This is a genomic window from Neotabrizicola paludis (genome assembly GCF_044142105.1).
Lineage (GTDB): Bacteria > Pseudomonadota > Alphaproteobacteria > Rhodobacterales > Rhodobacteraceae > Pseudogemmobacter.
In genome coordinates, this window is the sequence record NZ_JBGTYM010000001.1 from 34,126 (window position 1) to 56,193 (window position 22,068).

Here is a 22,068-nt window from a genome sequence, read left to right on the forward strand (position 1 = left end):
TATCATGTCGAAGACCCCGCGCATCTCGTTCGAGTTCTTCCCGCCGCAGACGCTGGATGCGTCCTTCCGGCTGTGGGAAACCGTGCAGGCGCTGGCGCCGATGCAGCCCGAATTCGTCTCGGTCACCTATGGCGCGGGCGGCACCACGCGCAAGCTTACCCATGATGCCGTAGCCACGATCCATCGCAATTACGGGCTGAACGTCGCGGCGCATCTGACCTGCGTCTCGGCGACCAAGGCGGAAACCCTTGAAATCGCTGATGCATATGCCGCCGCCGGCGTGACGGAAATCGTCGCTCTGCGCGGCGATGCGCCGAAGGGCGCGGCGAAATGGGAGCCGCATCCCGATGGCTTCGCGTCCTCGGTCGAGCTGGTCGAGACGCTGGCCAGGACCGGCAAGTTCAAGATCCGCGTCGGCGCCTATCCCGAGGCGCATCCCGACAGCGCGGACACCGCCGCCGACGTGACCTTCCTCAAGCGCAAGATCGACGCCGGTGCCAGCAGCGCCATCACCCAGTTCTTCTTCGATGCGGACACGTTCTTCCGCTTCCGCGACCTGTGCGTGAAGGCCGGGATCACCGCGCCGATCATCCCCGGCATCCTGCCGATCACGTCCTGGGAAGGCGCCAGGAAATTCGCCATCCGCTGCGGTTCCGCCGTGCCGCAAAAGCTGGACGACGCCTTCACCCGCGCCATCGCCGATGGACGCGAGGACCTCTATGCACTCGCCCATTGCACCCAGCTCTGTGACCGCCTGCTGGAAGGCGGGGTCGAGGATCTGCATTTCTACACCCTGAACCGCCCGCATCTGACGCGTGAGGTGGTGCGCGCCCTGGGCATCCAGCCCGCTTTGGTGCTGGAAAAGGTGGCCTGACCCGAATTCCCCATCCCCGCCAAGGGGATGGGGTCCGATGTCTCCCTGACGGCCCAGGCGTCATCTGACGCTGGGCCGTTTTTTTTACCTGTGGCGGGCGGCGCGGTTCCGGCTAATCTCGCCCCGGAAAAGGAGCGCCCGATGCCCAAGCTGATCACCCTGTTGAACGGACCCAACCTTAACCTTCTCGGCCAGCGCCAGCCCGAGGTCTACGGACGTGAAACCCTGGCCGATGTGGTCACGTCCTGCACGGCACTGGCGGGCGAGCTTGGCTTGCAGATCAAGGCCTTGCAATCGAACCATGAAGGTCAGCTCGTTGACTGGATCCAGGCGGCGCGGGCGGATTCGGCAGGGATCATCATCAATCCCGGCGCCTATTCCCACACATCGGTCGCCATCCTGGACGCGCTGAACGCTTTCGACGGCAAGGTGCTTGAGGTCCATATCTCGAACATCCACAAGCGCGAGGCCTTCCGGCACCATTCCTACGTTTCGTCCCGCGCCGAAGGCGTGATCGCCGGCTTCGGCACCGAGGGCTATCTGCTGGCCCTGCGCCGCATGAAGACGCTGGTGGCGGCATGACCGGCGCGCTTCCCGAGAATGGCTTCAAGCGGGGCCTGGCCGAGGGGCGGCAGCTTCTGGGCATCTGGAACACCATTCCCGGCCCGGTCGTGGCCGAATTGCTGGCAACGGCGGGCTATGACTGGGTGCTTCTGGATACCGAACATTCCCTGACCGACATTCCCGACCTGATGGGCATGTTGCAGGCCGTCGCCCCCTATCCGGGATCGGCGGTGGTGCGAGTGGCGGGACAAGACCCGGTGCTGATGAAACGCGTCCTCGACATGGGCGCGCAGACGGTGATGGTGCCCTATGTCCAAAGCGCCGAAGAGGCGCGGGCCATCGTCGGTGCCATGCGCTATGCGCCGCGCGGCTTCCGGGGCGTCTCGGGCATGACGCGGGCCAGCCGCTTTGGCGCGGTCGGCGATTACGTCGCGCGGGCCGAGGCGGAACTGTGCCTGATCGTGCAGGTGGAAACCGCCGAAGCCGTTGGCCGGATTGGGGAAATCGCGGCGATCGATGGGGTGGACGCAATCTTCATCGGCCCCTCGGATCTTGCGGCCTCGATGGGCCTTCCGGGGCAGGCGGGGCATCCGCAAGTGGTGGCGATGATCGAACGCGCGGTGAAGGCCATCGTGGCGGCGGGCAAGCCTGCGGGCATCCTGACCGGCGATCCGGCTTTTGCGCGCCAGTGCATCGGCTGGGGCACGCGCTTCACCGCCGTCGGCATCGACATGTCGATCCTTGCCGCGGGCGTCCGCGCCCTTCGCGCGCAGTTCTGAAACGAAAACCGGCCCCAATAGGGGCCGGTCAGGGTCTTGGAAAGCAAGCCGGGCCGCCAGGGCCCTGCAGGCTCAGGCCCGCGACAGCAGGCCCTGCGGCCGCGCCTTGGCAAGGCCCTGCGCCAGGAATGCCGCCAGCACCGCCTTGACCAGATCGCCCGGCACGAAGGGCAGCATGGCCACCGTCGCGGCCTTGGCCTCCATCCCGGCATTGACCATCAGGCCAGCGATGCCCAGCGCGTAAAGCACCACGATCCCCCCCAGAACCGCGCCGACAAAGGTCGCCACGCCCACCGGCGCAGACATCTTCTCGACGACAAGGCCGGTCACGAAAGCCGCGAAGGGGAAGCCGATGATGAAGCCGCCGGTCGGACCGGCCAGAACGCCGAAACCGCCGGTGCCGCCCGAAAAGATCGGCAGGCCCAGAAGCCCCAGGGCCACATAGAGGGCGACGGCCAGAAAGCCCAGGCGCGCGCCCAGCACCGCACCCGCAAGCATGATGCCCAGGGACTGCGCTGTGATCGGCACGCCAATCGGCAGCGTCACCGCCGGCACGATCGTCAGAATCGCGATCAGCGCCGCGAAAAGCGCCAGATAGGCAAGTTTACGTTCCATTTCAGCCTTCTCTCCCTCTGTCGGCAGGCCTGGCCATCCTGCCAGAACATTTGCTGCAGATGCAGCATTACCTTACGTCACCTCGGGCCCGCAAGGCCTCGGCCACCTGTTCCGCATCGTCTAGCGCCCCGAGCGTCGCCGGCAGGACGATCCGCCAGCCCGCCCGCCGGGCCGAGCGCGCCCGCCAGGCCTCGGTCAGCCGCGCCACCCGTTCGCCCATCACCGGAATGAAGCGGATCACCAGCGCGACGGCCAGCCCCAAGGCGCGTGGCGGCAGGCCGAACCGGGCCAGCGGCGCGGCAAGGCGCTCGATCACGGCGATGATATCCGACAGGCGCGTGGTCATGGTGAAAAGATTTGCTGCCGCCACACCCGTCAGCAGCCGCAAGGCGATGGCGGCGCCCAGCCGCGGGTTGCCGGTGTAAAGATGCCAGGCCGCAACCATGACGACAAAGGGCAGGACGGGGCGCAACAGCCGCAGCCCGTGCCGGGCAAAGGGCCAGCCGCCCCCCCAGAGATACAGCGCGGCGACAAGACCCAGAGGCAGCGCCAGCTGGGCAGGCGTGCGCAGCGCCACCAGAAGCGCGGTGAAAAGGCAAAGGGCCAAGAGCTTTGACCCGGCGGCAAGCCGGTGAAAGGGTGTATCGACAGGAGAGAGCAGGCTTAGCATTCGTCCAGACCGCCCAGCCGTGCCATTTCGGCTTCGAAGGCGGGAAGGAGGGTGGAGGGCGGCCCGTCACCCACCAGGGCACCGCCCTCCAGCCACAGCACCCGGTCGCAGGTCGAAAGGCCGCGCGGATCGTGGCTGATGGTGATCAGGCGTTGGGGCAGGGCCTCGAGCCGCCGCGCCAGCCGCGCCTGCGTTGGCAGGTCCAGGGCGGCGAAGGGTTCGTCGAGAAGCAGCGTTCCCGGCCGCATCAACAGGACAGCCATAAGGCAGAGATGCTGTTTCTGGCCCTGGCTCAGCGCCTGGGTCGACAATCCCGCCCAATGCGCGCGGCCCTCTTCGGACAAAAGCGCGCTCACCGCAGCGGCAGCATCGGCCTTGCTGTGGCCCTGCTGGCGCAGGCCGAAGGCAAGTTCCTCATCCACAGTGGGAAACAGGATCTGGTGATCGGGGTTCTGGAACAGGATGCCGATCTGGCGCAGCGCCGCCTTGCGGTCGCGCCACAGGTCCGCCCCCTCGACCATGACCTGGCCCGAGACCGGCGCCACCAGACCCGCGATGAGCCGCAGAAGCGTGGTCTTGCCCGAGCCGTTGCGGCCGATGACGGCGATGCGCCGTTCCGTCAGATGCAGGTCGAGCGGCCCCAGCGCCTGCCGTCCAGCCAGCATGACCGCGCCCGAGGCGATGACGATGCTCTGGCTTGCGGGCGGCGGCGCGATCATGGGATATCCTCAAGGAAAAGCCCCCGCCTCATAACGGGGCGGGGGAGGTCTGCCAAGCCGGGACGACCAGCTTGATCCTTGAGACAAAAAGGGGAGGGCAGGCAAGATGCGGGACGGCGATTGCGCGCCGCCCCGCGATGTCACTGTCTTAGCAGGCCGCGATGTAGCGGTTGCCGTAGGCGTCGCGATAGTAGCACTGGCCGGGCTGGTTGGTCTGGCCGATCATCGTGCCGGCGATGGCGCCAACCGCGGCGCCGGTCAGCGCGCCCTGGGTCTTGTCCCCCTTGCCCGAGACAGCCGTCCCGATCGCAGCGCCGGTCAGGGCGCCGACAGCGGTGTTCTGCTCGGGGGTCGCCACACAGGCGGACAGGCCCATCGCGGCGATCAGGGGAAGGGCAAGAAAAGCGGATTTCATGGCGTACCTCGTAAAGCCGTGTTTCACGAAGCAAACGTATGAGCCGGGCTGCGGTTCCCCGTGATCACGATTTCCTGTGGCGGCGGGTTCCGGCCCAAGAGGGGCGCGAAATCCGCCGCAGTTCCGCCAAAGCGGCCTCAGCCCGCCCGGGCCGCCGCTACCGCCTCTTCCAGAATGGCCATTGCCTCGGCGAAATGCGCCTCGGGAATGGTCAAGGGCGCAAGGAAGCGGATCACATTGCCATAGACGCCGCAGGTCAGCAGGATCAGCCCGCGCTTCAGCGCTTCGACGCGCACCCGGCCGGTGAAGCCCGCATCCGGCTCCTTGCTGCCCGGCTTGCCGAATTCCACCGCGACCATGAAGCCCGGACCGCGGATATCCATGATCTCGGGCGTGGTGGCGCGCAGGCTTTCCAGCTTCTGCTTCAGCCGCGAGCCCAGCTCGTTGGCGCGGGCGCAGAGGTCTTCTTCCTCGATCACGTCGAGAACGGCATTGGCCGCCGCAACGCCCAGCGGGTTCCCGGCATAGGTGCCGCCAAGCCCGCCCGGCTGGCTGGCATCCATCAGATCGGCGCGGCCGGTGACGGCCGAGATCGGCAGACCGCCGCCCAGACCCTTGGCCATGCAGGTGATGTCGGCGGCGACGCCATGGGCCTGCATGGCGAACATCGTGCCGGTGCGGGCGAATCCGGTCTGCACCTCGTCGGCGATCATCACGATGCCATGCTCGTCGCACAGCTTGCGCACCGCCTTCATCAGGTCGGTGGGCGCAGGGTAGAAGCCGCCTTCACCCTGTACCGGCTCAAGGATGATCGCGGCGACGCGGGCCGGGTCGACATCGGCCTTGAACAGCTTGGTGATGCCTTCCATCGCCTGCGCGGTCGAGATGCCGTGCACTTCCTGCGGATAGGGCACATGGAAGACATCGGGCATCATCGTGCCGAAGCCCTTCTTGTAGGGTTCGACCTTGCCGGTCAGCGTCATGCCCATGAAAGTCCGGCCGTGGAAGGCGCCGCCAAAGGCGATGACCGCGTTGCGTCCGGTGGCGACGCGGGCGATCTTGACCGCATTTTCCACCGCTTCCGCGCCGGTCGTGGCGAAAATCGTCTTCTTCTTCCAGTTGCCCGGCACCTTCTCGTTCAGGCGCTCGGCGAGGCGGATGTAATTCTCATAGGGCAGGACTTGATGGCAGGTATGGGTGAAGCGGCCCATCTGTTCGGCCACGGCTGCCATGACCTTGGGATGGCAATGGCCGGTGTTCACCACGGCGATGCCGGCAGCGAAGTCGATATAGCGGTTGCCCTCGATATCCCAGATTTCCGAGTTCAACGCCCGGTCGGCATAGATCTGGGTGGTCATGCCCACCCCGCGCGAGACCGCGTCATCGCGGCGCTTGGCAACTTCGGCGTTCTTCATGGCAGATTCCTCTCGGGCTGGGGCGATATGCTCCGTCATGCGCTATTTGATCAAACTTCGCGACGGCGTTCAATCGCGGCATGAGGCCAGACCGGGCGTTTCGCCAAGTCCAGTGCTCAGGCTTGGGGCATTGCGAGGGAACAGAAGCGGCGCGGTTTACCAAGCATTAACCAGATACGGCGCAATCTGCGAGTCGCGGACAAGGCGGGGACGGTTATGGCAGATGGTCGGCTTTCGGACCCCACACACCCCACTGCACCCTTGACGGAGGAAGATCGCCTCGATCGGCTTCGTCTTGTTCGCTCCCGCCGCGTCGGTGCGGTGACCTTTCACCGCCTGATGGCCGAACATGGAGGGGCCCGGGCGGCACTGGCCGCCTTGCCCGATGTGGCACGGGCGGCGGGCGTCAGCGATTACCAATGCTGCCCGCCTGGTGTTGCGCTGGCCGAAGTTCAGGCCGCGCGCAAACTGGGGGCTGCGATGCTCTGCCATGGCGAGCCGGCCTACCCTGCCTTGCTGGCCGCGCTTCCTGATGCGCCACCCGTGCTGTGGCTTCTGGGGGATGCCGCCCTGCTGGCGCGCCCGATGGTCGCCATCGTCGGCGCCCGCAATGCCTCGTCGCTGGGCGTGCGCATGGCACGGCGTCTGGCCGAGGGGCTGGGGCAGGCGGGCTATGGTGTGGTGTCGGGACTGGCGCGGGGCGTGGATTCCGAGGCGCATATGGCGGCATTGGCCACCGGCACGCTGGCCGTGCAGGCGGGCGGGGTCGATGTGATCTATCCCGAGGAGAATGGCGCGCTGGCGGGCGAAATCCGTGCGCGGGGGCTGCTGCTCTCCGAACACCCGCCGGGCCTTCAGCCGCAGACCCGCCATTTTCCGCAGCGCAACCGCATCGTCGCGGGCCTGTCGCATGCGGTCGTGGTGGTCGAGGCTGCGGCGCGGTCTGGCAGCCTGATCACCGCCCGCATGGCGCTGGATCAGGGGCGCGAGGTTCTGGCCGTGCCGGGCCACCCCTTCGATGCCCGCGCCGCCGGTTGCAACATGCTGATCCGCGACGGCGCGACACTGGTGCGCAGCCCGGCCGATGTGCTGGAGGTGCTGGGCCATGCCGGGGCCGCGGCCGAGGAGACGGGCGAAGTCCTGCCTGAAGCGGCGCTTCCCGGCCAGTGCGTCTTGCCCGGTCCCGCGCCGCAGAACCGCCCGCTGGCCGAGAGTGCCGCTTTGCACCGGTTGATCCTTGATCGGCTGGGTCCAAGTCCCCTGGCCGAAGACCAGTTGATCCGTGACCTTGCCCTTCCCAGCGCACAGCTTGCGCCCGAGATCCTGGCTCTGGAACTTGATGGCCAGATCCGCCGCGCCCCCGGCGGGCTTCTATCCCGCGGGTAAAGACACCCGGGTCGGGGATGCCAGACCGGGGCCAGACGCCGCATTCTGCGCCCTGCGGTTGACATTCCGCCGGTCTGCCCCACATGGTGCCCCGCCATTGTCAGGCTTATCGGGAACAGGGATTCATGCCAGTCGTCGTTGTCGAATCTCCGGCCAAGGCCAAGACAATCAACAAATATCTTGGTTCCGACTATACGGTTCTTGCCTCTTACGGTCATGTCCGCGACCTGCCCGCCAAGGATGGTTCGGTCGATACCGAGCATGATTTCGGCATGACCTGGGAGGTCGCGGCCGAGTCGAAAAAGCATGTCCGCGCCATTGCCGAGGCGCTGAAATCCGATGACAGCCTGATCCTTGCCACCGACCCCGATCGCGAGGGCGAGGCGATTTCCTGGCATCTGAAAGAGGCGCTCGCCTCGAGCCTCAAGAAGGGCAAGACGGTTGCCCGCGTCACCTTCAACGCCATCACCAAGGATGCGGTGACCAAGGCGATGAAGGAACCGCGCGACATCGACACGCCGCTGGTCGAGGCCTATCTCGCCCGCCGTGCGCTGGATTACCTTGTCGGCTTCACGCTGTCGCCCGTCCTCTGGCGCAAACTGCCCGGCGCGAAATCGGCCGGTCGCGTGCAATCGGTCTGCCTGCGCCTGATCGTCGAGCGCGAGATGGAGATCGAGGCTTTCCGTGCCCAGGAATATTGGACGGTGAAGGCGGTGCTGGTCACGCCAAGGGGGCAGGAATTCGAGGCGGGGCTGGTCAGCCTTGGCGGCAAGAAACTGCAGAAATTCGACATTCCCACCGCCGAGGCGGCGGAGCTGGCGGTCAAGGCTGTCACTTCGCGGACATTGACGGTTGCTGGCGTGGAATCGAAACCCGCGACGCGCAACCCTTGGCCGCCCTTCATGACCTCGACCTTGCAGCAGGAAGCCAGCCGCAAATACGGCATGGGCGCCAAGCAATGCATGAATGCCGCCCAGCGGCTCTATGAAGCCGGGCACATCACCTATATGCGGACCGATGGCATCGACATGGCGCCCGAAGCCGTGATGGCCGCGCGGGCCGAGATCGAAAGCCGCTTCGGCAAGGCCTATGTCCCTGACGCGCCGCGCATGTACAAGAACAAGGCCAAGAATGCGCAGGAAGCGCATGAATGCATCCGCCCCACCGATATGGCCCTGTCGCCCGACAAGATCCGGGCCGAGGATGACCAGCGCAAGCTCTATGACCTGATCTGGAAGCGCACCCTGGCCAGCCAGATGGCGGCGGCTCGGATGGAACGCACGGCGGTGGATGTCGCCAGCGCCGATGGCCAGGTGGTGCTGCGCGCCAATGGCCAGGTCGTCTTGTTCGACGGCTTCCTCAAGGTCTATGACGAAAGCCGCGACGAGGATGGCGAGGATGAGGGTCGCCTGCCGCAGATCATGCAGGGCGAAGCGGTGGACAAGCGGTCTGTCGCGCCCGAGCAGCATTTCACCCAGCCCCCGCCGCGCTATACCGAAGCCACGCTGGTGAAGCGGATGGAGGAGCTGGGCATCGGCCGGCCTTCGACCTATGCCTCGGTCCTGTCCACGATTGTCGACCGCGAATATGTGCGGAAGGACAAGAACCGGCTGATCCCGGAAGACAAGGGGCGGCTGGTCACGGCTTTCCTGTCGAATTTCTTCCACCGCTATGTCGAATATGACTTCACCGCCGATCTTGAGACCGAACTGGATGACGTTTCGGCGGGCGAGCGGAACTACAAGGAAGTGCTTGCGCGGTTTTGGCGCGATTTCTCGGCCGCCGTGGCGGAGACCGCCGATCTGCGCATCGGCGAGGTACTGGAAAAGATCGACGATTTTCTGGCGCCTCATCTTTATCCACCGCGTGCCGATGGCGGCGATCCGCGCGTCTGCCCGACCTGTGGCTCGGGTCGCCTGCATCTGAAGACCGCGCGGTCGGGCGGCGCCTTCATCGGCTGCGGCAATTATCCCGAATGCCGCTACACCCGGCCCCTTGGCGGCGATGCCGAAGGTGGGTCCGCCGATGGTCGGGTTCTCGGCCAGGATGCGGCGGGCAATGACATCACGCTGCGCGCCGGGCGCTTTGGCCCCTATATCCAGCGTGGCGAAGCCACCGAGGCCCAGCCCAAGCCCGACCGCGCCAGCCTGCCCAAGGGCTGGTCGGCCGACAGCCTGACGCTGGAGCGTGCGCTTGACCTGCTGGCGCTGCCGCGGCTGATCGGCAGCCACCCCGAGGATGCCCAGCCGGTCGAGGCCGGGATCGGGCGCTTCGGCCCCTATGTCAAGCATGGCGCGGTCTATGCCAATATTCCCGATGTCGAAGAGGTCTTCACCATCGGCATGAACCGTGCGGTCGAGGTTCTGGCGCAAAAGGCCGCGCGCGGCGGCAAGGGCGCGCGGGGGGCTGCGGCCGAGCCGCTGAAGGTGCTGGGCGATCACCCCGAAGGCGGCGCGGTGCAGGTCATGCCCGGCCGCTACGGACCCTATGTGAAATGGGAAAAGGTCAATGCGACCCTGCCCAAGGACCTGGCCCCCGAAGCGGTGACGCTGGAAGAGGCGCTGGCGCTGATCGCCGAGAAAGCCGGCAAGTCGGGCAAGAAGCCGGCGAAGAAGGCGGCGGCGAAACCGACGGCCAAGAAGGCCCCGGCGAAGAAAGCGGCCGCCAAGAAGCCGGTGGCCAAGAAGGCGGCGCAGGCCTGACTTTGCATGCGCGCGTCGAAGACTTCCTGCACTTCTCGTGGAAAACAAGCGACGCGCGCATGACGCGATGACCTAGTCGGCGCTATCCGCGCGGATTCAAGAGCTTGCCCATCACATCGGCGGCGCGGATCACCCCAATTTCACGCCCATCCTCAGTGACGCGCAGCGCCTCGGCCCCGGCCTGAAAGCGCTCCATCACCGCCTTGACCGAGGTCTCTGCCTCGACCCCGGCCGCGTCCGGCGCCGTGCCCGGCCCCATCACGTCGCGGGCCGTCAGCACGCCCAGCGGGTTCATATGAGCCACGAAATCCGCCACATAGTCCGATACCGGATTGGCGATGATCTCACGCGCGGTGCCGCATTGCACGATGCGCCCGCCCTCCATCAACGCGATGCGGTTGCCGATCTTGAAGGCCTCGTCCAGATCGTGGCTGACGAAGATGATCGTGCGTTTCAGCGTGCGTTGCAGGGCCAGCAGCTCATCTTGCAACTTGGCGCGGATCAGCGGGTCGAGGGCCGAGAAGGGCTCGTCCATCAGCAAGATCGGCGCTTCGGTGGCGAAGGCGCGGGCAAGGCCGACGCGCTGCTGCATGCCGCCCGACAATTCGCCCACCTTGCGGTCTGCCCATTGCGTCAGGTTCACCAGCGCAAGCTGCGCATCGACCCGCGTGGCGCGTTCGCGGACCGGCACGCCGGCCAGTTCCAGCCCGAGTCCGACATTCTCGCGCACGGTGCGCCAGGGCAGCAGACCGAATTGCTGGAACACCATGGCGACGCGGCGCTGGCGGATGCGGCGCAACGAGGCGGCATCGGCATGGGTGGCATCGACCAGCACATTGCCGTCGCAGACATGGACCGCGCCGCGACAGACCGGGTTCAGCCCGTTCACCGCCCGCAGAAGCGTGGATTTACCTGAGCCGGACAGGCCCATCAGCACAAGGATCTCGCCCTCGGCCACGTCGAGATTGCAGTCATGCACGCCCAGGACCTGCCCGGTCGCCTGTTGCACCTCGGCCCGGCTTTGCCCCTGATCCATCAGGGGCAGGGCGCGCTCGGGCTGATCGCCGAAGACGATCGAGACATTGTCGAAACGGACGGCCAGCCCTTGCGTGGCGGCAGGATCGCTCATCATGGTCATTTCCGCGACACCCGCAGCATACGGTCAAGGATGATCGCCACCACCACGATGACGAAACCGGATTCAAAGCCCTTGGCGGCATCGACATTGGCCAGGGCCCGCATCACCGGGTTGCCCAGGCCCTTGGCCCCCACCATGGACGAGATCACCACCATCGACAGCGACAGCATGATGGTCTGGTTCAGCCCCGCCATGATCTGCGGCAGTGCCCAGGGCAGTTCGGCCTTCCACAGCTTCTGCCGGGGCGTCGCGCCAAAGGCGGTGACCGCTTCGGTCAGCGCAGGGGGGGTGGAGGAAATGCCGAGATGCGTGAGCCGGATCGGCGCGGGCAGCACGAAGATCACCGTGGCGATCAGGCCGGGCACCAGGCCGGTGCCGAAGAAGACGATGGCCGGGATCAGATAGACGAAGGTCGGCAGGGTCTGCATCAGGTCCAGAACCGGGCTCAGCGCCGAATAGAGCCGGGGCCGATGCGCTGCGGCGATGCCGATCGGCACGCCCAGACCCATGCAGACCACGCAGGCCGCCAGGATCAGCGTCAGGCTTTCGGTGGTTTCCTTCCAGTAGCCCTGGTTGACGATGAACAGAAACCCCAGGGCGACGCCGAGACACAGCTTCCAGCTGCGCTGCAAGACCCAGGTCAGCGCCACGAAGACCGCAATCACCAAAAGCGGCGGCGGTGCCTGCAAAAGCCAGAGGATCCCGCCGATCATTGCCTCGAGCGTGGCCGAGATCCCGTCAAACAAGAAGGTGAGATTGGCCTTCATCCAGTCGAAAACGGCCTTTGCCCAGGCCCCGACCGGAATCTTCCAGGCCGTCAAAAAATCCATGCGCGCGCCCCGCCGCTGTCACAAAAAAAAGGCCCCGAAGCTCGCTCCGGGGCCGTTTGATTTGGCTTACTTCAGCGCGGCTTCCACCGCGGCCACGGCATCGCCGCCATCCTTTGTGGTGACGCCGTCCAGCCAGGGCTTCCAGGCATCGGGATGGGCGGCAAGCCAGGTCTTGGCGGCCACCGACGGATCGGTGGCGTCGTTCAGGATCGCGCCCATGATCTCGTTCTCCATCGCCAGCGAGAAGACGAGGTTCGTGAGCAGCTTGCCCTGGTTCGGGCATTCCGCGACATAGCCGCCCCGGGTGTTGGTATAGACCGTGGCGCCACCGAAATTCGGCCCGAAGAAATCATCGCCTCCGGTCAGGTAGGTCATCTTGAAATTGGCGTTCATCGGGTGGGGTTCCCAGCCCAGGAAGACGATCGGCTTGCCCGCGCCATCGTGCTTTTCAACTTCGGCCAACATGCCCTGTTCCGAGCTTTCAACCAGTTCCACCCCGGCGGCCTTGAGCCCGAAGGCATCCTTGTCGATCATGTCGAGGATCATCTTGTTGCCGTCATTGCCGGCCTCGATGCCGTAGATCTGCTTCTCGAGCGCATCGGCATGGGTGGCGATATCGGCAAAATCCTTGATCCCGGCGGCGGCGCCGGCCTCGTTGGTGGCCAGCGTGTATTTCGCGCCTTCAAGGTTCGCGCGGACGGAATCGACGGTCTTGGCTTCCAGATAGGGGGCGATGTTCGATTCCATCGTCGGCATCCAGTTGCCCAGGAAGACGTCGACATCGCCCGAGGCCATCGCCTCATAGGTCACCGGCACCGCCAGCATCTGCGTCTCGGTTTCATAGCCAAGCGCGTTCAGCACAAGGCTGGTTGCGGCGGTGGTGGCGGTGATGTCGGTCCAGCCCACATCGGAGAAGACGATCTTGTCACAGCCCTCGGCAAAGGCGGACCCGGCCAGGGCGAAGGTTACGGCGCTGGTCAAAAGTGCGGAACGGACAGACATGGAATCCCCCTGTCATTTTTTGTTGATTGACGAGTCAATAAACTTCGTGCTTCACCGGAAAAGCAAGCAAATTGTTGAGTGTCCGATATGCCGAAGCTTGGAATGGAGCCTATCCGAAAGGAAGCCCTGGTCAAAGCCGCGATCGTCGAGATCGGGCGGGCAGGGTCCCTGGACGTGACGGTCAGCCAGATCGCCAAGCGGGCGGGGATGTCGGCGGCGCTGGCGCATCACTATTTCGGTTCGAAGGAAGAGATGTTCCTCGCCGCGATGCGCCATATCCTGACGCTCTATGGGGCCGAGGTGCGCGGCGCCCTGGCAGTGGCCGAAGGGGCCGAGGGCCGGCTGCGGGCGATTCTGCGGGCGTCTTTCAGCCCCGGCAATTTCCGGCGCGAGGCGGTGGGGGCCTGGCTGAATTTCTGGGTCCTGGCGCAATCGCAACCGCAGGCGCGGCGGCTTCTGGCGATTTATCAGGGGCGGCTGCGGTCGAACCTTCTGTCGGCCTTGCGGCCGATGGCGGGCGAGCGCGCCGGGGAAGTGGCCGATGGCCTGGGTGCGCTGATCGACGGGCTGTATCTGCGCGAAGTGCTGAAAACCGGCGCCCCGGATGGGGCGGCGGCGGTGTCCGTGGCGCTGTCCTATCTTAAGACCACTTTGGGGACAAAGAGATGAGCAGCGATCTTCCTGGCCCGGATGAACTTGCCGCCGCCTATGCCGAGACGCGCAAAGCGTCACGGGTCACGCCGCTTCTGGATGCGCCGGGCCTTGCGGCGCAGATCGGCGCCGCCGGGCTGTGGGTCAAGGCCGAGAACCTTCAGCGCGCAGGCAGCTTCAAGCTGCGTGGCGCGTGGTGGCGGCTGGCCTGTCTGTCGGAGGCCGAAAAAGCGCGCGGCGTTGTGGCCTATTCCTCGGGCAATTTCGCCCAGGGCCTTGCTGCGGCGGGGCGCGAGATGGGGGTGCCGGTGACCATCGTCATGCCGGTGGACGCCCCCGAGATGAAGCGCCGCGCCACCGAGGGTTTCGGCGCGCGGGTGGTTCTGTCCGAGCATGGCGAGCGCCCGCGCGAAGAGGTGGCCTCGGCGCTGGCGCAGAAAATCGCGGCCGATCAGGGGCTTGTCCTGCTGCACCCGTTCGATGATCCGCGCATCGTGGCCGGGCAGGCCGGGGCGGCGCTGGAGGCGATGGAGCAACTGGGTTGCGCGCCCGATATCGTTCTTTGCCCGGTGGGCGGTGGCGGGCTGATGGGCGGCGTGGCGCTGGCGGTGCGCGCGGCAAATCCGGCGGCAGAGATTTGGGCGGTGGAGCCTGCCGGCTATGACGGCATGGGCAGGTCGCTTGCAGAAGGCGCGCGGCTGAAGGTCGATGGCGGCGCCACGCTTTGCGATGCGCTTCAGGCCACCATGCCTGGCGCCGCGCCCTTTGCGGCGGCGCAGGCGGCGGGGGTGAAGGGGCTGACGGTCAACGATGCCGAAGTACGGCAGGCGCTGCGCGTGGCCTTCGAGACGTTGAAGCTGGTGCTTGAGCCTTCGGGCGCGGTGGCGCTGGCGGCGGTGCTGGCGGGCAAGGTGCAGGTGACGGGCAGGACGGTGTTGGTCTTCGCCACGGGCGGCAACATCCCCTTTGACCGTTTCGCGGAAATTCTTCAGGCAGAACAAGCATGAATGCGGATTATGTGATTGTCGGCGCGGGTTCGGCGGGCTGCGCCATGGCCTATCGGCTGGCCGAGGCGGGCAAGCGGGTGATGGTGATCGAACATGGCGGCTCGGATGCGGGGCCGTTCATCCAGATGCCCGGTGCCCTGTCCTATCCGATGAATATGGGCCTCTACGACTGGGGCTATCGCAGCGAGCCGGAGCCGTATCTGGGTGGCCGCACGCTGGCCACGCCGCGCGGCAAGGTGATCGGCGGTTCCTCAAGCATCAACGGCATGGTCTATGTGCGCGGGCATGCCCGCGACTATGACACCTGGGCCGAGATGGGGGCGGATGGCTGGTCGTATGCCGATGTGCTGCCCTATTTCAAGCGGATGGAGCACAGCCATGGCGGGCAGGGGCCGGACTGGCGCGGCGCGAACGGCCCGCTGCACATCACGCGCGGGCCGCGCCACAATCCGCTGTTCAACGCGTTCATCGAAAGCGGGCGGCAGGCCGGCTATCCGGTGACGGCCGATTACAATGGCGAGCAACAGGAGGGCTTTGGCCCGATGGAGGCGACGATCTGGCGCGGGCGGCGCTGGTCGGCGGCCAATGCCTATCTGAAACCGGCGATGAAGACCGGAAATGTCCAGATTGTCCGCGGGCTTGCGCGAAAGGTCGTCTTCGAGGGCCGCCGCGCGGTGGGGGTCGAGATCGCGGCGCGGGACGGGATCCGGGTGATCAAGGCGGCGCGGGAGGTGATCCTGGCGGCCTCGTCGCTGAATTCGCCCAAGCTGTTGATGCTGTCGGGGATCGGGCCCGCGGCGCATCTGCGCGAACATGGGATCGAGGTGCTGGCCGACCGCGCGGGCGTGGGGCAGAACCTGCAGGACCATCTGGAAATCTACATGCAATTCGCCGCGCTTCAGCCGGTGACCCTGTATAAATACTGGAATTTGTTCGGAAAAGCCTGGGTCGGCGCGCAGTGGTTGCTGACCGGGGGCGGGCTTGGGGCGTCGAACCAGTTCGAGGCCTGCGCCTTCATCCGGTCCAAGGCCGGGGTGGAATATCCCGATATCCAATATCATTTCCTGCCCATCGCCGTGCGTTACGACGGCAAGGCGGCGGCGGAGGGCCATGGCTTTCAGACCCATGTCGGGCCGATGCGGTCGAAATCGCGCGGGTCGGTCACGCTGCGGTCCGCGCGCCCCGAGGATGCGCCGGTCATCCGCTTCAACTACATGTCCGATCCGTCCGACTGGGAAGACTTCCGCGCCTGCATCCGCCTGACGCGCGAGATATTCGGCCAGGACGCGATGAAGCCCTTCGTCAAATCGGAAATCCAGCCCGGTCAAGGGGTTGAGACGGATGCCCAGCTTGACGATTTCCTGCGCGAACATGTCGAAAGCGCCTATCACCCCTGCGGCACGGCGCGGATGGGCAGGGCCAGCGACCCGATGTCGGTGGTCGATCCGCAGGCGCGCGTCATCGGGGTCGAGGGGCTGCGGCTGGCCGACAGCTCGGTCTTTCCGCAGGTGACGAATGGCAATCTGAACGGGCCGTCGATCATGGTGGGCGAGAAAGCGGCGGACCATATCCTTGGCCGCGACCCACTGCCTGCGTCGAACCTGGAACCCTGGATAAACCCGGATTGGCGTGTGGCACAACGCTGAGGCATGCGAGGGTATAAGCCGCTGAGATCGTTTGATTCTGGCGTCTTGCAAACGTCTTCCGATTGTCTTGCCAACGTCTTCCGTTTTTTGCCCGCAAAATGCGCCGAACTTGACCGGGATCAAGGTCTGCGGCAGGCCTAGGGGCGAGGGTAGCCTCGAACCGAAGGCAAAGGAGAAGGCCATGGCCAATACGCCGCACACGCTTCAGGACGAATTCCCCGGCGAGGCCGCGAAGATCAGCGCGCTCAAGGGCAGCGACGCCCGTTTCGCGCGGCTGTTGCAGGAATATGACGAGGTGAATGACAAGGTTCACCGCGCCGAGACGCGGGTGGATGCTGTGTCCGAGGAACATGAAGAGGCCCTGCGCAAGCAGCGGGCGCGGGTGAAAGACGCCATCGCCGCCGCATTGCGGGCGTAACGCCGGCGGCTGACCCCCGGGGGTTTCACACCCCCGGACCGCTCTTGGGATATTTTGAGCAGAAGAAGGGGGAAGTTGCGTTGCCGAGTGAGCCGCGCGGAGGTCCCGTTTCTGGCAGATGAGCGCGGCTCGGTCGCCGCCTGGCGGCGATGATGGCGCGGGCGGGACGATGGACGCCCCTCTAGACAATTGCGGGTGCCAACTGATCCGCTCGGACGATCTGGGCCGCTGATTGAACTGAGTGCAGGCCTCTCTAACACGCGACGGCGCGTTTCTGGACCTCAATCCGCGATCTCGTAAGGCAGGGTGTCCCGCCGGTCGGGGTTCACCTGCAGGCGGCGTTCCAGCGGCGGGACCGAGCGTTGGTGGCAATTCGGACGTTCGCAGATGCGGCAGGAGATGCCGATGGGTTCGAACCGGCCCTTGAGGTCTAGGCCGTCGGAATAGACCAGTTCACCGGCATGCTGGACCTCGCAGCCAAGGCCGATGGCATAGCGGCGGACGGGGGCCAGATAGGCGCCTGCGGGTTTCGCGACATCGCGCGACAGGCAGAGGTAGCGCACGCCATCGGGGGTTTCGGCCAGCTGGCGCAGGAACTGACCGGGGGTTTCAAAGGCGCGGTGGACGTTCCACAGCGGGCAGGCGCCGCCGAAGCGGGCGAATTGCAGGCGGGTGGCCGAATGGCGCTTGGTGATCGTGCCGGCCTGATCGACGCGGACGAAGAAGAAGGGAATCCCCTTGGCGCCGGGACGTTGCAGGGTGGACAGGCGGTGGGCGACCTGTTCGATCGAGGCACCGAAGAGGTCGGCCAAGCGCTCAAGGTCATGGCGCGTCTCGCGCGCGGCGTCGAGAAAGGCGCGATAGGGCAGAAGGGCGGCCCCGGCGAAGTAATTCGCCAGCCCGATCTTGGCGATGCCGCGTGCCTCGGGCGTGGAAAATCGGGCGAGGTCGAGGGTCGCTTCCAGAAGCGGGTTCTGGGTGATCAGGGCAAGCTGGTGCAGAAGCTGGAAGCGGCGGGTGGGCGATTGGGCGCGGCCCGAGATTTCCAGTTTCTTCGCGGCAGGATCATAGGCGCGGATGCCGGGAATATCCTTGTAGGCGAGCGTGACGCCCTGGCGCCGCAGGGTTTCCTCGGCCAGTTGCGCCACGTCGCGCCTCTGGCCGCCGGGCATCGCGAAATGTTCGGCGGCGCGGTCGACGGCGTCGAGATAGTTGTCGCAATAATGGAAGAAGTCGCGGACCTCTTCCCAGGGGCTGGGTTTGAGGGCGGCATCCTCGCGGCCAAGCGCCTCGTCCAGCGAGGCGAGGCGTTCATGGCTTTGGCGATAGGCGCGGTGCAGGTCAAGAAAGGCGCGGGCCAGGGCCGGGGCGTTGGAGGCGGCCAGGCGCAGATCGGCCAGGGGCGGGGTGCCGGAGGTGAAGACCGGGTCGGCCAGCGCCTCGCGCATGTCCGAGACGAGGCGCTCGCTTTCGCCGACGGTCAGTTCGGTGACGTCAAGGCCGAATTCCTGCGCCAGCGCGAGGACCACGGCGGCCGAGACCGGGCGGTGGTTGTTCTCCATCTGGTTCAGATAGGGCAGAGAGACACCCAGACGGTCGGCAAAAGCCTTTTGCGTCAGCGACAGCCGGGCACGGATCTCGCGCAGCTTGACGCCGGCATAGAGTTTCTGGCTGGCCATGGCTGCTCCCCCGCTTTGCAAAGAGATCAACAACTTTGCAAAGCGGACGTCAAGAGGCGGGGGCTGCCGGGCGAAAATCAGGCGGGCAGGCCGATGCGGCGGGCGCGGCGCAGGACCCAGACGATCGCGGCCATGGAGGCGATCGAAGAGGCGAGCATCAGCAGGATCAGGGGCAGTTCGGTGGAGCCGGGGGTGAGAAGGGCGCCCGCCAGCGAGGCCAGCGCCGCGCCACCGCCGATCATGATCGCGCCGCCCAGCCCCGAGGCTGAACCGGCAAGATGCGGACGGACCGAAAGGATGCCGGCATTGGCATTCGGCAGCGCCATGCCATTGCCCAGGCCCATGGGCACGGTGAGGCCGAAGAAGACGACCGGATGCGACAGACCGAGAAGGGTGAAGAGGGTCAGAAGGCCAAGCCCCGCCGTGGTGGCGGCGGTGCCGAGCAGGATCATTCGGTTCATGCCGATGCGGGTGGAAAACCGCCCGGCGATGAAATTGCCCATCGCATAGCCGACGGCGGTCAGCGCGAAGAGCATGCCGACATGGAAACTGTCCAGCCCGAAGACCTGATTGCCGACATAGGGCGCGCCGCCGAGATAGGCGAAGAAGCAGCCCGAGGCGAAGGCGGCGGCCAGGCAATAGCCCCAGAAGCGCTGCGAGGTCAGCAGAAGGGGATATTCGCGCAACTGCGCCAGGATCGAGGTATCGCGCAGGCTGGCCGTCTCGCCCAGGTCGCGCCAGACCAGCAGGGTGACGGCAAGGCCAAGGACGAGGAGGGTGGCGAAGCTGGCCTGCCAGCCGAAGGCCTGGTCAAGCCAGCCGCCGATCACCGGGCCGATCATCGGCACCAGGCTCATCCCCATCGTGACATAGCCGATCATCGAGGCGGCCTCGGCATCCGAGGTGATGTCACGCACGATGGCGCGCGACAGGACCATGCCCGCCGCGACCACGGCCTGCAACATGCGGCAGATCAGGAAGATCGTGGCATTGGGGGCGAGAAGCGTGCCGAGCGTGGCCAGGAGGAACACGGTCAGCGCGACCTGAAGGACACGGCGGCGTCCGTAGCGGTCGGCCAAGGGGCCGATCACGACCTGAAGGGCGGCGGAGAGCGCGAGATAGAGCGGCACGGATTGCTGCATCGTGCCGTAGCTGACGCCGAACCACGCGGCCATGCCGGGCAGCGAGGGCAGGAAGATGTTCATCGCCAGCGCCGAGAGACCCGCAAGCAGGATCAGCGTGGCAAGATGGGGCGGGGTGGTCGGGTCGAGAAAACGGGTGCGAGCGGCCATCCCCCCGCGCTATCGGCTTGGGCGACTGTTGTCCATGGGGCGGAGACGCCGCGCTGCGGCGCGGGTCAGGACCATTTGTGGAAGATGAAGAAGGCGCCGAGCGCGATGAAGGCGAAGCCGACCAGGTGGTTCCAGGTCAGCGGTTCCTTGAGATAAAGGGTCGAGAAGAAGGCGAAGACCGTCAGGGTGACGACTTCCTGAATGGTCTTGAGCTGGGCCGCGTTATAGACGCCGTAGCCCACCCGGTTCGCGGGAACCATCAGGCAATATTCGAAGAAGGCGATGCCCCAGCTGATGAAGATCACGGTGATCAAGGGGGCGGAGCGGTCCTTGAGATGGCCATACCAGGCGAAGGTCATGAAGACATTCGAGCCGATCAGCAGAAGGATGGTCAGAAGCGGGGCAGGGATCGCGGGCATCGGGGGCCTCGGGTTGGACTGGGTCTTTGACGACGGACTTGGCTTGTTTCCGCGAGGCCGGAAGGGGGCACCCTTCCGGGCGGGGTATTTCTGCCAAGATGAAGAGGAGGACGCGGGTTGGGCAGGGCATTGCCGCACGGATTAGAGCGGATAGGTGCGGCCTGCCAGTCTTCGCGATTATGCAATTCGCGACCGAGGTCTTGGGAAATATTTGCAAATTTTCCAAACACCGCTTTGCGTGCGCAGCATGGGCCGCTATGGTCGCGCGCAATTCAGGGTCGGCCGGCCCTGCGCAGCATTCCGGGGGAGGCGTGATGAAGGACATTCTGGCAGAGCTTGAGGCGCGGCGCGATGTGGCGCGGGCGGGCGGCGGGGCGCGGCGTGTCGAGGCGCAGCATGCCAAGGGCAAGCTGACCGCGCGCGAGCGGATCGAGCTGTTGCTGGACGAGGGGTCCTTCGAAGAATTCGACATGTTCGTCGCCCATCGCTGCACCGATTTCGGCATGGAGGCCGACCGGCCCGCGGGCGATGGCGTGGTGACGGGCTGGGGCACGATCAACGGCCGCATGGTCTATGTCTTTTCGCAGGATTTTACCGTCTTCGGTGGGTCGCTGTCGGAAACCCATGCTCAGAAGATCTGCAAGATCATGGACATGGCGATGCAGAACGGCGCGCCGGTGATCGGGCTGAATGATTCCGGCGGCGCGCGGATCCAGGAGGGTGTGGCCTCGCTGGCCGGCTATGCCGAAGTGTTCCAGCGCAACATCATGGCCTCGGGCGTGGTGCCACAGATTTCCGTCATCATGGGCCCCTGCGCGGGCGGCGCGGTCTATTCGCCGGCGATGACCGACTTCATCTTCATGGTGAAGGACAGCTCCTACATGTTCGTGACCGGCCCCGATGTGGTGAAGACGGTGACGAATGAGGTGGTGACGGCCGAAGAGCTGGGCGGGGCCTCGACCCATACCAGGAAATCCTCGGTCGCCGATGGCGCCTTTGAAAATGACGTGGAAGCCTTGGTCGAGATTCGCCGGCTGTTCGACTTCCTGCCGCTGAACAATCGCGAAAAGGCGCCGGTGCGGCCCTTCTTCGACGATCCGCAGCGGGTGGAGACCAGCCTCGACACGCTGATCCCGGACAATCCGAACCAGCCCTATGACATGAAGGAACTGATCGTGAAGGTCGCCGACGAGGGCGATTTCTACGAGATCCAGAAGGATTACGCCGGCAATATCATCACCGGCTTCATCCGCATCGAAGGCCAGACCACCGGCGTGGTCGCCAATCAGCCGATGGTGCTGGCCGGCTGCCTGGACATCGATTCCAGCCGCAAGGCCGCGCGCTTCGTGCGCTTCTGCGACGCGTTCGAAATCCCGATCCTGACTTTCGTCGACGTTCCGGGCTTCCTGCCCGGCACGGGGCAGGAATATGGCGGGGTCATCAAGCATGGCGCCAAGCTTCTCTTCGCCTATGGCGAGGCCACGGTGCCCAAGGTCACGGTGATCACCCGCAAGGCCTATGGCGGCGCCTATGACGTGATGGCGTCCAAGCATCTGCGCGGCGATTTCAACTATGCCTGGCCGACGGCCGAGATTGCGGTGATGGGGGCGAAGGGCGCGGTCGAAATTCTGTACCGCAGCGAATTGGCCGACAAGGACAAGATCGCCGAGCGGACCAAGGATTACGAGGGCCGTTTCGCCAACCCGTTCGTCGCCGCCGAGAAGGGGTTCATCGACGAGGTGATCCTGCCGCGTTCGACGCGCCGCCGGGTGGCCCGCGCTTTCGCCTCGCTGCGGGGCAAGAAGCTGGCCAATCCCTGGAAGAAGCACGACAACATCCCGCTCTGA

General features: G+C 65.8%; 21 protein-coding genes. 10 read left to right on the forward strand and 11 right to left on the reverse strand.

The window, feature by feature from the left end; translation table 11 throughout:
* Positions 1 to 4: 4 nt before the first annotated feature.
* From metF to ACED67_RS00165, 3 genes are all read left to right on the forward strand, one after another.
* Positions 5 to 874, forward strand: a complete 870-nt coding sequence (gene metF / locus ACED67_RS00155; protein ID WP_395539415.1) for a methylenetetrahydrofolate reductase [NAD(P)H] — start codon at positions 5 to 7, stop codon at positions 872 to 874.
* A 141-nt stretch (positions 875 to 1,015) separates the two neighbouring features.
* A complete protein-coding gene (gene aroQ, locus ACED67_RS00160; protein WP_395539416.1) occupies positions 1,016 to 1,456 on the forward strand; it encodes a type II 3-dehydroquinate dehydratase in 441 nt (146 codons plus the stop codon).
* Positions 1,453 to 2,217 carry an HpcH/HpaI aldolase family protein gene (locus ACED67_RS00165; RefSeq protein ID WP_395539417.1) on the forward strand — a complete coding sequence of 255 codons (765 nt, stop codon included), beginning with the start codon at positions 1,453 to 1,455 and terminating at the stop codon, positions 2,215 to 2,217. Before aroQ ends, ACED67_RS00165 begins: the two co-directional genes overlap by 4 nt.
* Before the next feature lie 72 nt (positions 2,218 to 2,289).
* Here the strand turns inward: ACED67_RS00165 and ACED67_RS00170 are convergent, their stop codons facing one another.
* From ACED67_RS00170 to ACED67_RS00190, 5 genes are all read right to left on the reverse strand, one after another.
* A complete protein-coding gene (locus ACED67_RS00170; protein WP_395539419.1) occupies positions 2,290 to 2,832 on the reverse strand; it encodes a biotin transporter BioY in 543 nt (180 codons plus the stop codon).
* Between the two features lie 67 nt (positions 2,833 to 2,899).
* The gene (locus ACED67_RS00175; protein WP_395539420.1) at positions 2,900 to 3,502 is read right to left on the reverse strand and encodes an energy-coupling factor transporter transmembrane component T family protein; all 603 of its coding nucleotides are present in this window, start codon (positions 3,500 to 3,502) and stop codon (positions 2,900 to 2,902) included.
* Positions 3,496 to 4,221, reverse strand: coding sequence for an energy-coupling factor ABC transporter ATP-binding protein (locus ACED67_RS00180; RefSeq protein ID WP_395539421.1), 726 nt, complete (start codon positions 4,219 to 4,221; stop codon positions 3,496 to 3,498). The genes ACED67_RS00175 and ACED67_RS00180 overlap by 7 nt, the downstream gene beginning before the upstream one ends.
* A 148-nt stretch (positions 4,222 to 4,369) precedes the next feature.
* The gene (locus tag ACED67_RS00185; protein ID WP_395539422.1) at positions 4,370 to 4,636 is read right to left on the reverse strand and encodes a YMGG-like glycine zipper-containing protein; all 267 of its coding nucleotides are present in this window, start codon (positions 4,634 to 4,636) and stop codon (positions 4,370 to 4,372) included.
* 137 nt (positions 4,637 to 4,773) lie between these two features.
* Entirely contained in the window at positions 4,774 to 6,051 is a 1,278-nt protein-coding gene (locus ACED67_RS00190; RefSeq protein ID WP_395539423.1) for a 4-aminobutyrate--2-oxoglutarate transaminase, read from the reverse strand.
* A 216-nt stretch (positions 6,052 to 6,267) separates the two neighbouring features.
* Between ACED67_RS00190 and dprA the strand changes: the two genes are divergently transcribed.
* Both dprA and topA read left to right on the forward strand, forming a co-directional pair.
* Entirely contained in the window at positions 6,268 to 7,437 is a 1,170-nt protein-coding gene (gene dprA, locus ACED67_RS00195) for a DNA-processing protein DprA (RefSeq protein WP_395539424.1), read from the forward strand.
* A 125-nt stretch (positions 7,438 to 7,562) separates the two neighbouring features.
* Complete coding sequence (gene topA, locus ACED67_RS00200) at positions 7,563 to 10,139, forward strand: type I DNA topoisomerase (protein WP_395539425.1); 2,577 nt, start codon at positions 7,563 to 7,565, stop codon at positions 10,137 to 10,139.
* Between the two features lie 82 nt (positions 10,140 to 10,221).
* Here topA and choV read toward each other — a convergent pair whose 3' ends face one another.
* The 3 genes from choV to choX all read right to left on the reverse strand — a co-directional run bounded on the left by choV (position 10,222) and on the right by choX (position 13,109).
* A complete protein-coding gene (gene choV, locus ACED67_RS00205) occupies positions 10,222 to 11,268 on the reverse strand; it encodes a choline ABC transporter ATP-binding protein (RefSeq protein WP_395540437.1) in 1,047 nt (348 codons plus the stop codon).
* 5 nt (positions 11,269 to 11,273) lie between these two features.
* Positions 11,274 to 12,107 carry a choline ABC transporter permease subunit gene (gene choW, locus ACED67_RS00210; protein ID WP_395539426.1) on the reverse strand — a complete coding sequence of 278 codons (834 nt, stop codon included), beginning with the start codon at positions 12,105 to 12,107 and terminating at the stop codon, positions 11,274 to 11,276.
* A gap of 66 nt (positions 12,108 to 12,173) precedes the next feature.
* Entirely contained in the window at positions 12,174 to 13,109 is a 936-nt protein-coding gene (gene choX / locus ACED67_RS00215) for a choline ABC transporter substrate-binding protein (protein WP_395539427.1), read from the reverse strand.
* 87 nt (positions 13,110 to 13,196) lie between these two features.
* Between choX and betI the strand changes: the two genes are divergently transcribed.
* The 4 genes from betI (at position 13,197) to ACED67_RS00235 (ending at position 16,831) form a co-directional block, all read left to right on the forward strand.
* Positions 13,197 to 13,778 carry a choline-binding transcriptional repressor BetI gene (betI, locus tag ACED67_RS00220; protein WP_395540438.1) on the forward strand — a complete coding sequence of 194 codons (582 nt, stop codon included), beginning with the start codon at positions 13,197 to 13,199 and terminating at the stop codon, positions 13,776 to 13,778.
* Entirely contained in the window at positions 13,775 to 14,767 is a 993-nt protein-coding gene (locus ACED67_RS00225; RefSeq protein ID WP_395539428.1) for a threonine ammonia-lyase, read from the forward strand. The genes betI and ACED67_RS00225 overlap by 4 nt, the downstream gene beginning before the upstream one ends.
* Complete coding sequence (gene betA, locus ACED67_RS00230; protein ID WP_395539429.1) at positions 14,764 to 16,413, forward strand: choline dehydrogenase; 1,650 nt, start codon at positions 14,764 to 14,766, stop codon at positions 16,411 to 16,413. The genes ACED67_RS00225 and betA overlap by 4 nt, the downstream gene beginning before the upstream one ends.
* A gap of 181 nt (positions 16,414 to 16,594) precedes the next feature.
* Entirely contained in the window at positions 16,595 to 16,831 is a 237-nt protein-coding gene (locus ACED67_RS00235; protein WP_395539430.1) for an HP1242/YdcH family protein, read from the forward strand.
* 281 nt (positions 16,832 to 17,112) lie between these two features.
* On the opposite strand, the gene ACED67_RS00240 is transcribed toward ACED67_RS00235, so the two are convergent.
* The 3 genes from ACED67_RS00240 to ACED67_RS00250 all read right to left on the reverse strand — a co-directional run bounded on the left by ACED67_RS00240 (position 17,113) and on the right by ACED67_RS00250 (position 20,221).
* On the reverse strand, positions 17,113 to 18,510 hold the full coding sequence (locus ACED67_RS00240; RefSeq protein WP_395539431.1) for a helix-turn-helix domain-containing protein: 1,398 nt from the start codon (positions 18,508 to 18,510) through the stop codon (positions 17,113 to 17,115).
* A 77-nt stretch (positions 18,511 to 18,587) separates the two neighbouring features.
* On the reverse strand, positions 18,588 to 19,802 hold the full coding sequence (locus ACED67_RS00245) for a multidrug effflux MFS transporter (RefSeq protein ID WP_395539432.1): 1,215 nt from the start codon (positions 19,800 to 19,802) through the stop codon (positions 18,588 to 18,590).
* Positions 19,803 to 19,867: 65 nt separating this feature from the next.
* The gene (locus ACED67_RS00250) at positions 19,868 to 20,221 is read right to left on the reverse strand and encodes a DMT family protein (protein WP_395539433.1); all 354 of its coding nucleotides are present in this window, start codon (positions 20,219 to 20,221) and stop codon (positions 19,868 to 19,870) included.
* A 314-nt stretch (positions 20,222 to 20,535) separates the two neighbouring features.
* Here ACED67_RS00250 and ACED67_RS00255 point away from each other — a divergent pair, with 314 nt between their 5' ends.
* Positions 20,536 to 22,068, forward strand: coding sequence for an acyl-CoA carboxylase subunit beta (locus tag ACED67_RS00255; protein ID WP_395539434.1), 1,533 nt, complete (start codon positions 20,536 to 20,538; stop codon positions 22,066 to 22,068).

Excerpts from the sequence above, each read along its gene's own strand:
- ACED67_RS00190 (WP_395539423.1), bottom strand. The coding sequence starts at position 6,051 with ATGAAGAACGCCGAAGTTGCCAAGCGCCGCGATGACGCGGTCTCGCGC.
- ACED67_RS00165 (WP_395539417.1), top strand. The coding sequence starts at position 1,453 with ATGACCGGCGCGCTTCCCGAGAATGGCTTCAAGCGGGGCCTGGCCGAG.
- choV (WP_395540437.1), bottom strand. The coding sequence starts at position 11,268 with ATGAGCGATCCTGCCGCCACGCAAGGGCTGGCCGTCCGTTTCGACAAT.
- metF (WP_395539415.1), top strand. The coding sequence starts at position 5 with ATGTCGAAGACCCCGCGCATCTCGTTCGAGTTCTTCCCGCCGCAGACG.
- topA (WP_395539425.1), top strand. The coding sequence starts at position 7,563 with ATGCCAGTCGTCGTTGTCGAATCTCCGGCCAAGGCCAAGACAATCAAC.
- ACED67_RS00185 (WP_395539422.1), bottom strand. The coding sequence starts at position 4,636 with ATGAAATCCGCTTTTCTTGCCCTTCCCCTGATCGCCGCGATGGGCCTG.
- ACED67_RS00250 (WP_395539433.1), bottom strand. The coding sequence starts at position 20,221 with ATGCCCGCGATCCCTGCCCCGCTTCTGACCATCCTTCTGCTGATCGGC.
- ACED67_RS00255 (WP_395539434.1), top strand. The coding sequence starts at position 20,536 with ATGAAGGACATTCTGGCAGAGCTTGAGGCGCGGCGCGATGTGGCGCGG.
- aroQ (WP_395539416.1), top strand. The coding sequence starts at position 1,016 with ATGCCCAAGCTGATCACCCTGTTGAACGGACCCAACCTTAACCTTCTC.
- ACED67_RS00175 (WP_395539420.1), bottom strand. The coding sequence starts at position 3,502 with ATGCTAAGCCTGCTCTCTCCTGTCGATACACCCTTTCACCGGCTTGCC.
- ACED67_RS00245 (WP_395539432.1), bottom strand. The coding sequence starts at position 19,802 with ATGGCCGCTCGCACCCGTTTTCTCGACCCGACCACCCCGCCCCATCTT.
- choW (WP_395539426.1), bottom strand. The coding sequence starts at position 12,107 with ATGGATTTTTTGACGGCCTGGAAGATTCCGGTCGGGGCCTGGGCAAAG.
- ACED67_RS00180 (WP_395539421.1), bottom strand. The coding sequence starts at position 4,221 with ATGATCGCGCCGCCGCCCGCAAGCCAGAGCATCGTCATCGCCTCGGGC.
- dprA (WP_395539424.1), top strand. The coding sequence starts at position 6,268 with ATGGCAGATGGTCGGCTTTCGGACCCCACACACCCCACTGCACCCTTG.
- ACED67_RS00225 (WP_395539428.1), top strand. The coding sequence starts at position 13,775 with ATGAGCAGCGATCTTCCTGGCCCGGATGAACTTGCCGCCGCCTATGCC.
- betA (WP_395539429.1), top strand. The coding sequence starts at position 14,764 with ATGAATGCGGATTATGTGATTGTCGGCGCGGGTTCGGCGGGCTGCGCC.
- betI (WP_395540438.1), top strand. The coding sequence starts at position 13,197 with ATGCCGAAGCTTGGAATGGAGCCTATCCGAAAGGAAGCCCTGGTCAAA.
- ACED67_RS00235 (WP_395539430.1), top strand. The coding sequence starts at position 16,595 with ATGGCCAATACGCCGCACACGCTTCAGGACGAATTCCCCGGCGAGGCC.
- ACED67_RS00240 (WP_395539431.1), bottom strand. The coding sequence starts at position 18,510 with ATGGCCAGCCAGAAACTCTATGCCGGCGTCAAGCTGCGCGAGATCCGT.
- ACED67_RS00170 (WP_395539419.1), bottom strand. The coding sequence starts at position 2,832 with ATGGAACGTAAACTTGCCTATCTGGCGCTTTTCGCGGCGCTGATCGCG.
- choX (WP_395539427.1), bottom strand. The coding sequence starts at position 13,109 with ATGTCTGTCCGTTCCGCACTTTTGACCAGCGCCGTAACCTTCGCCCTG.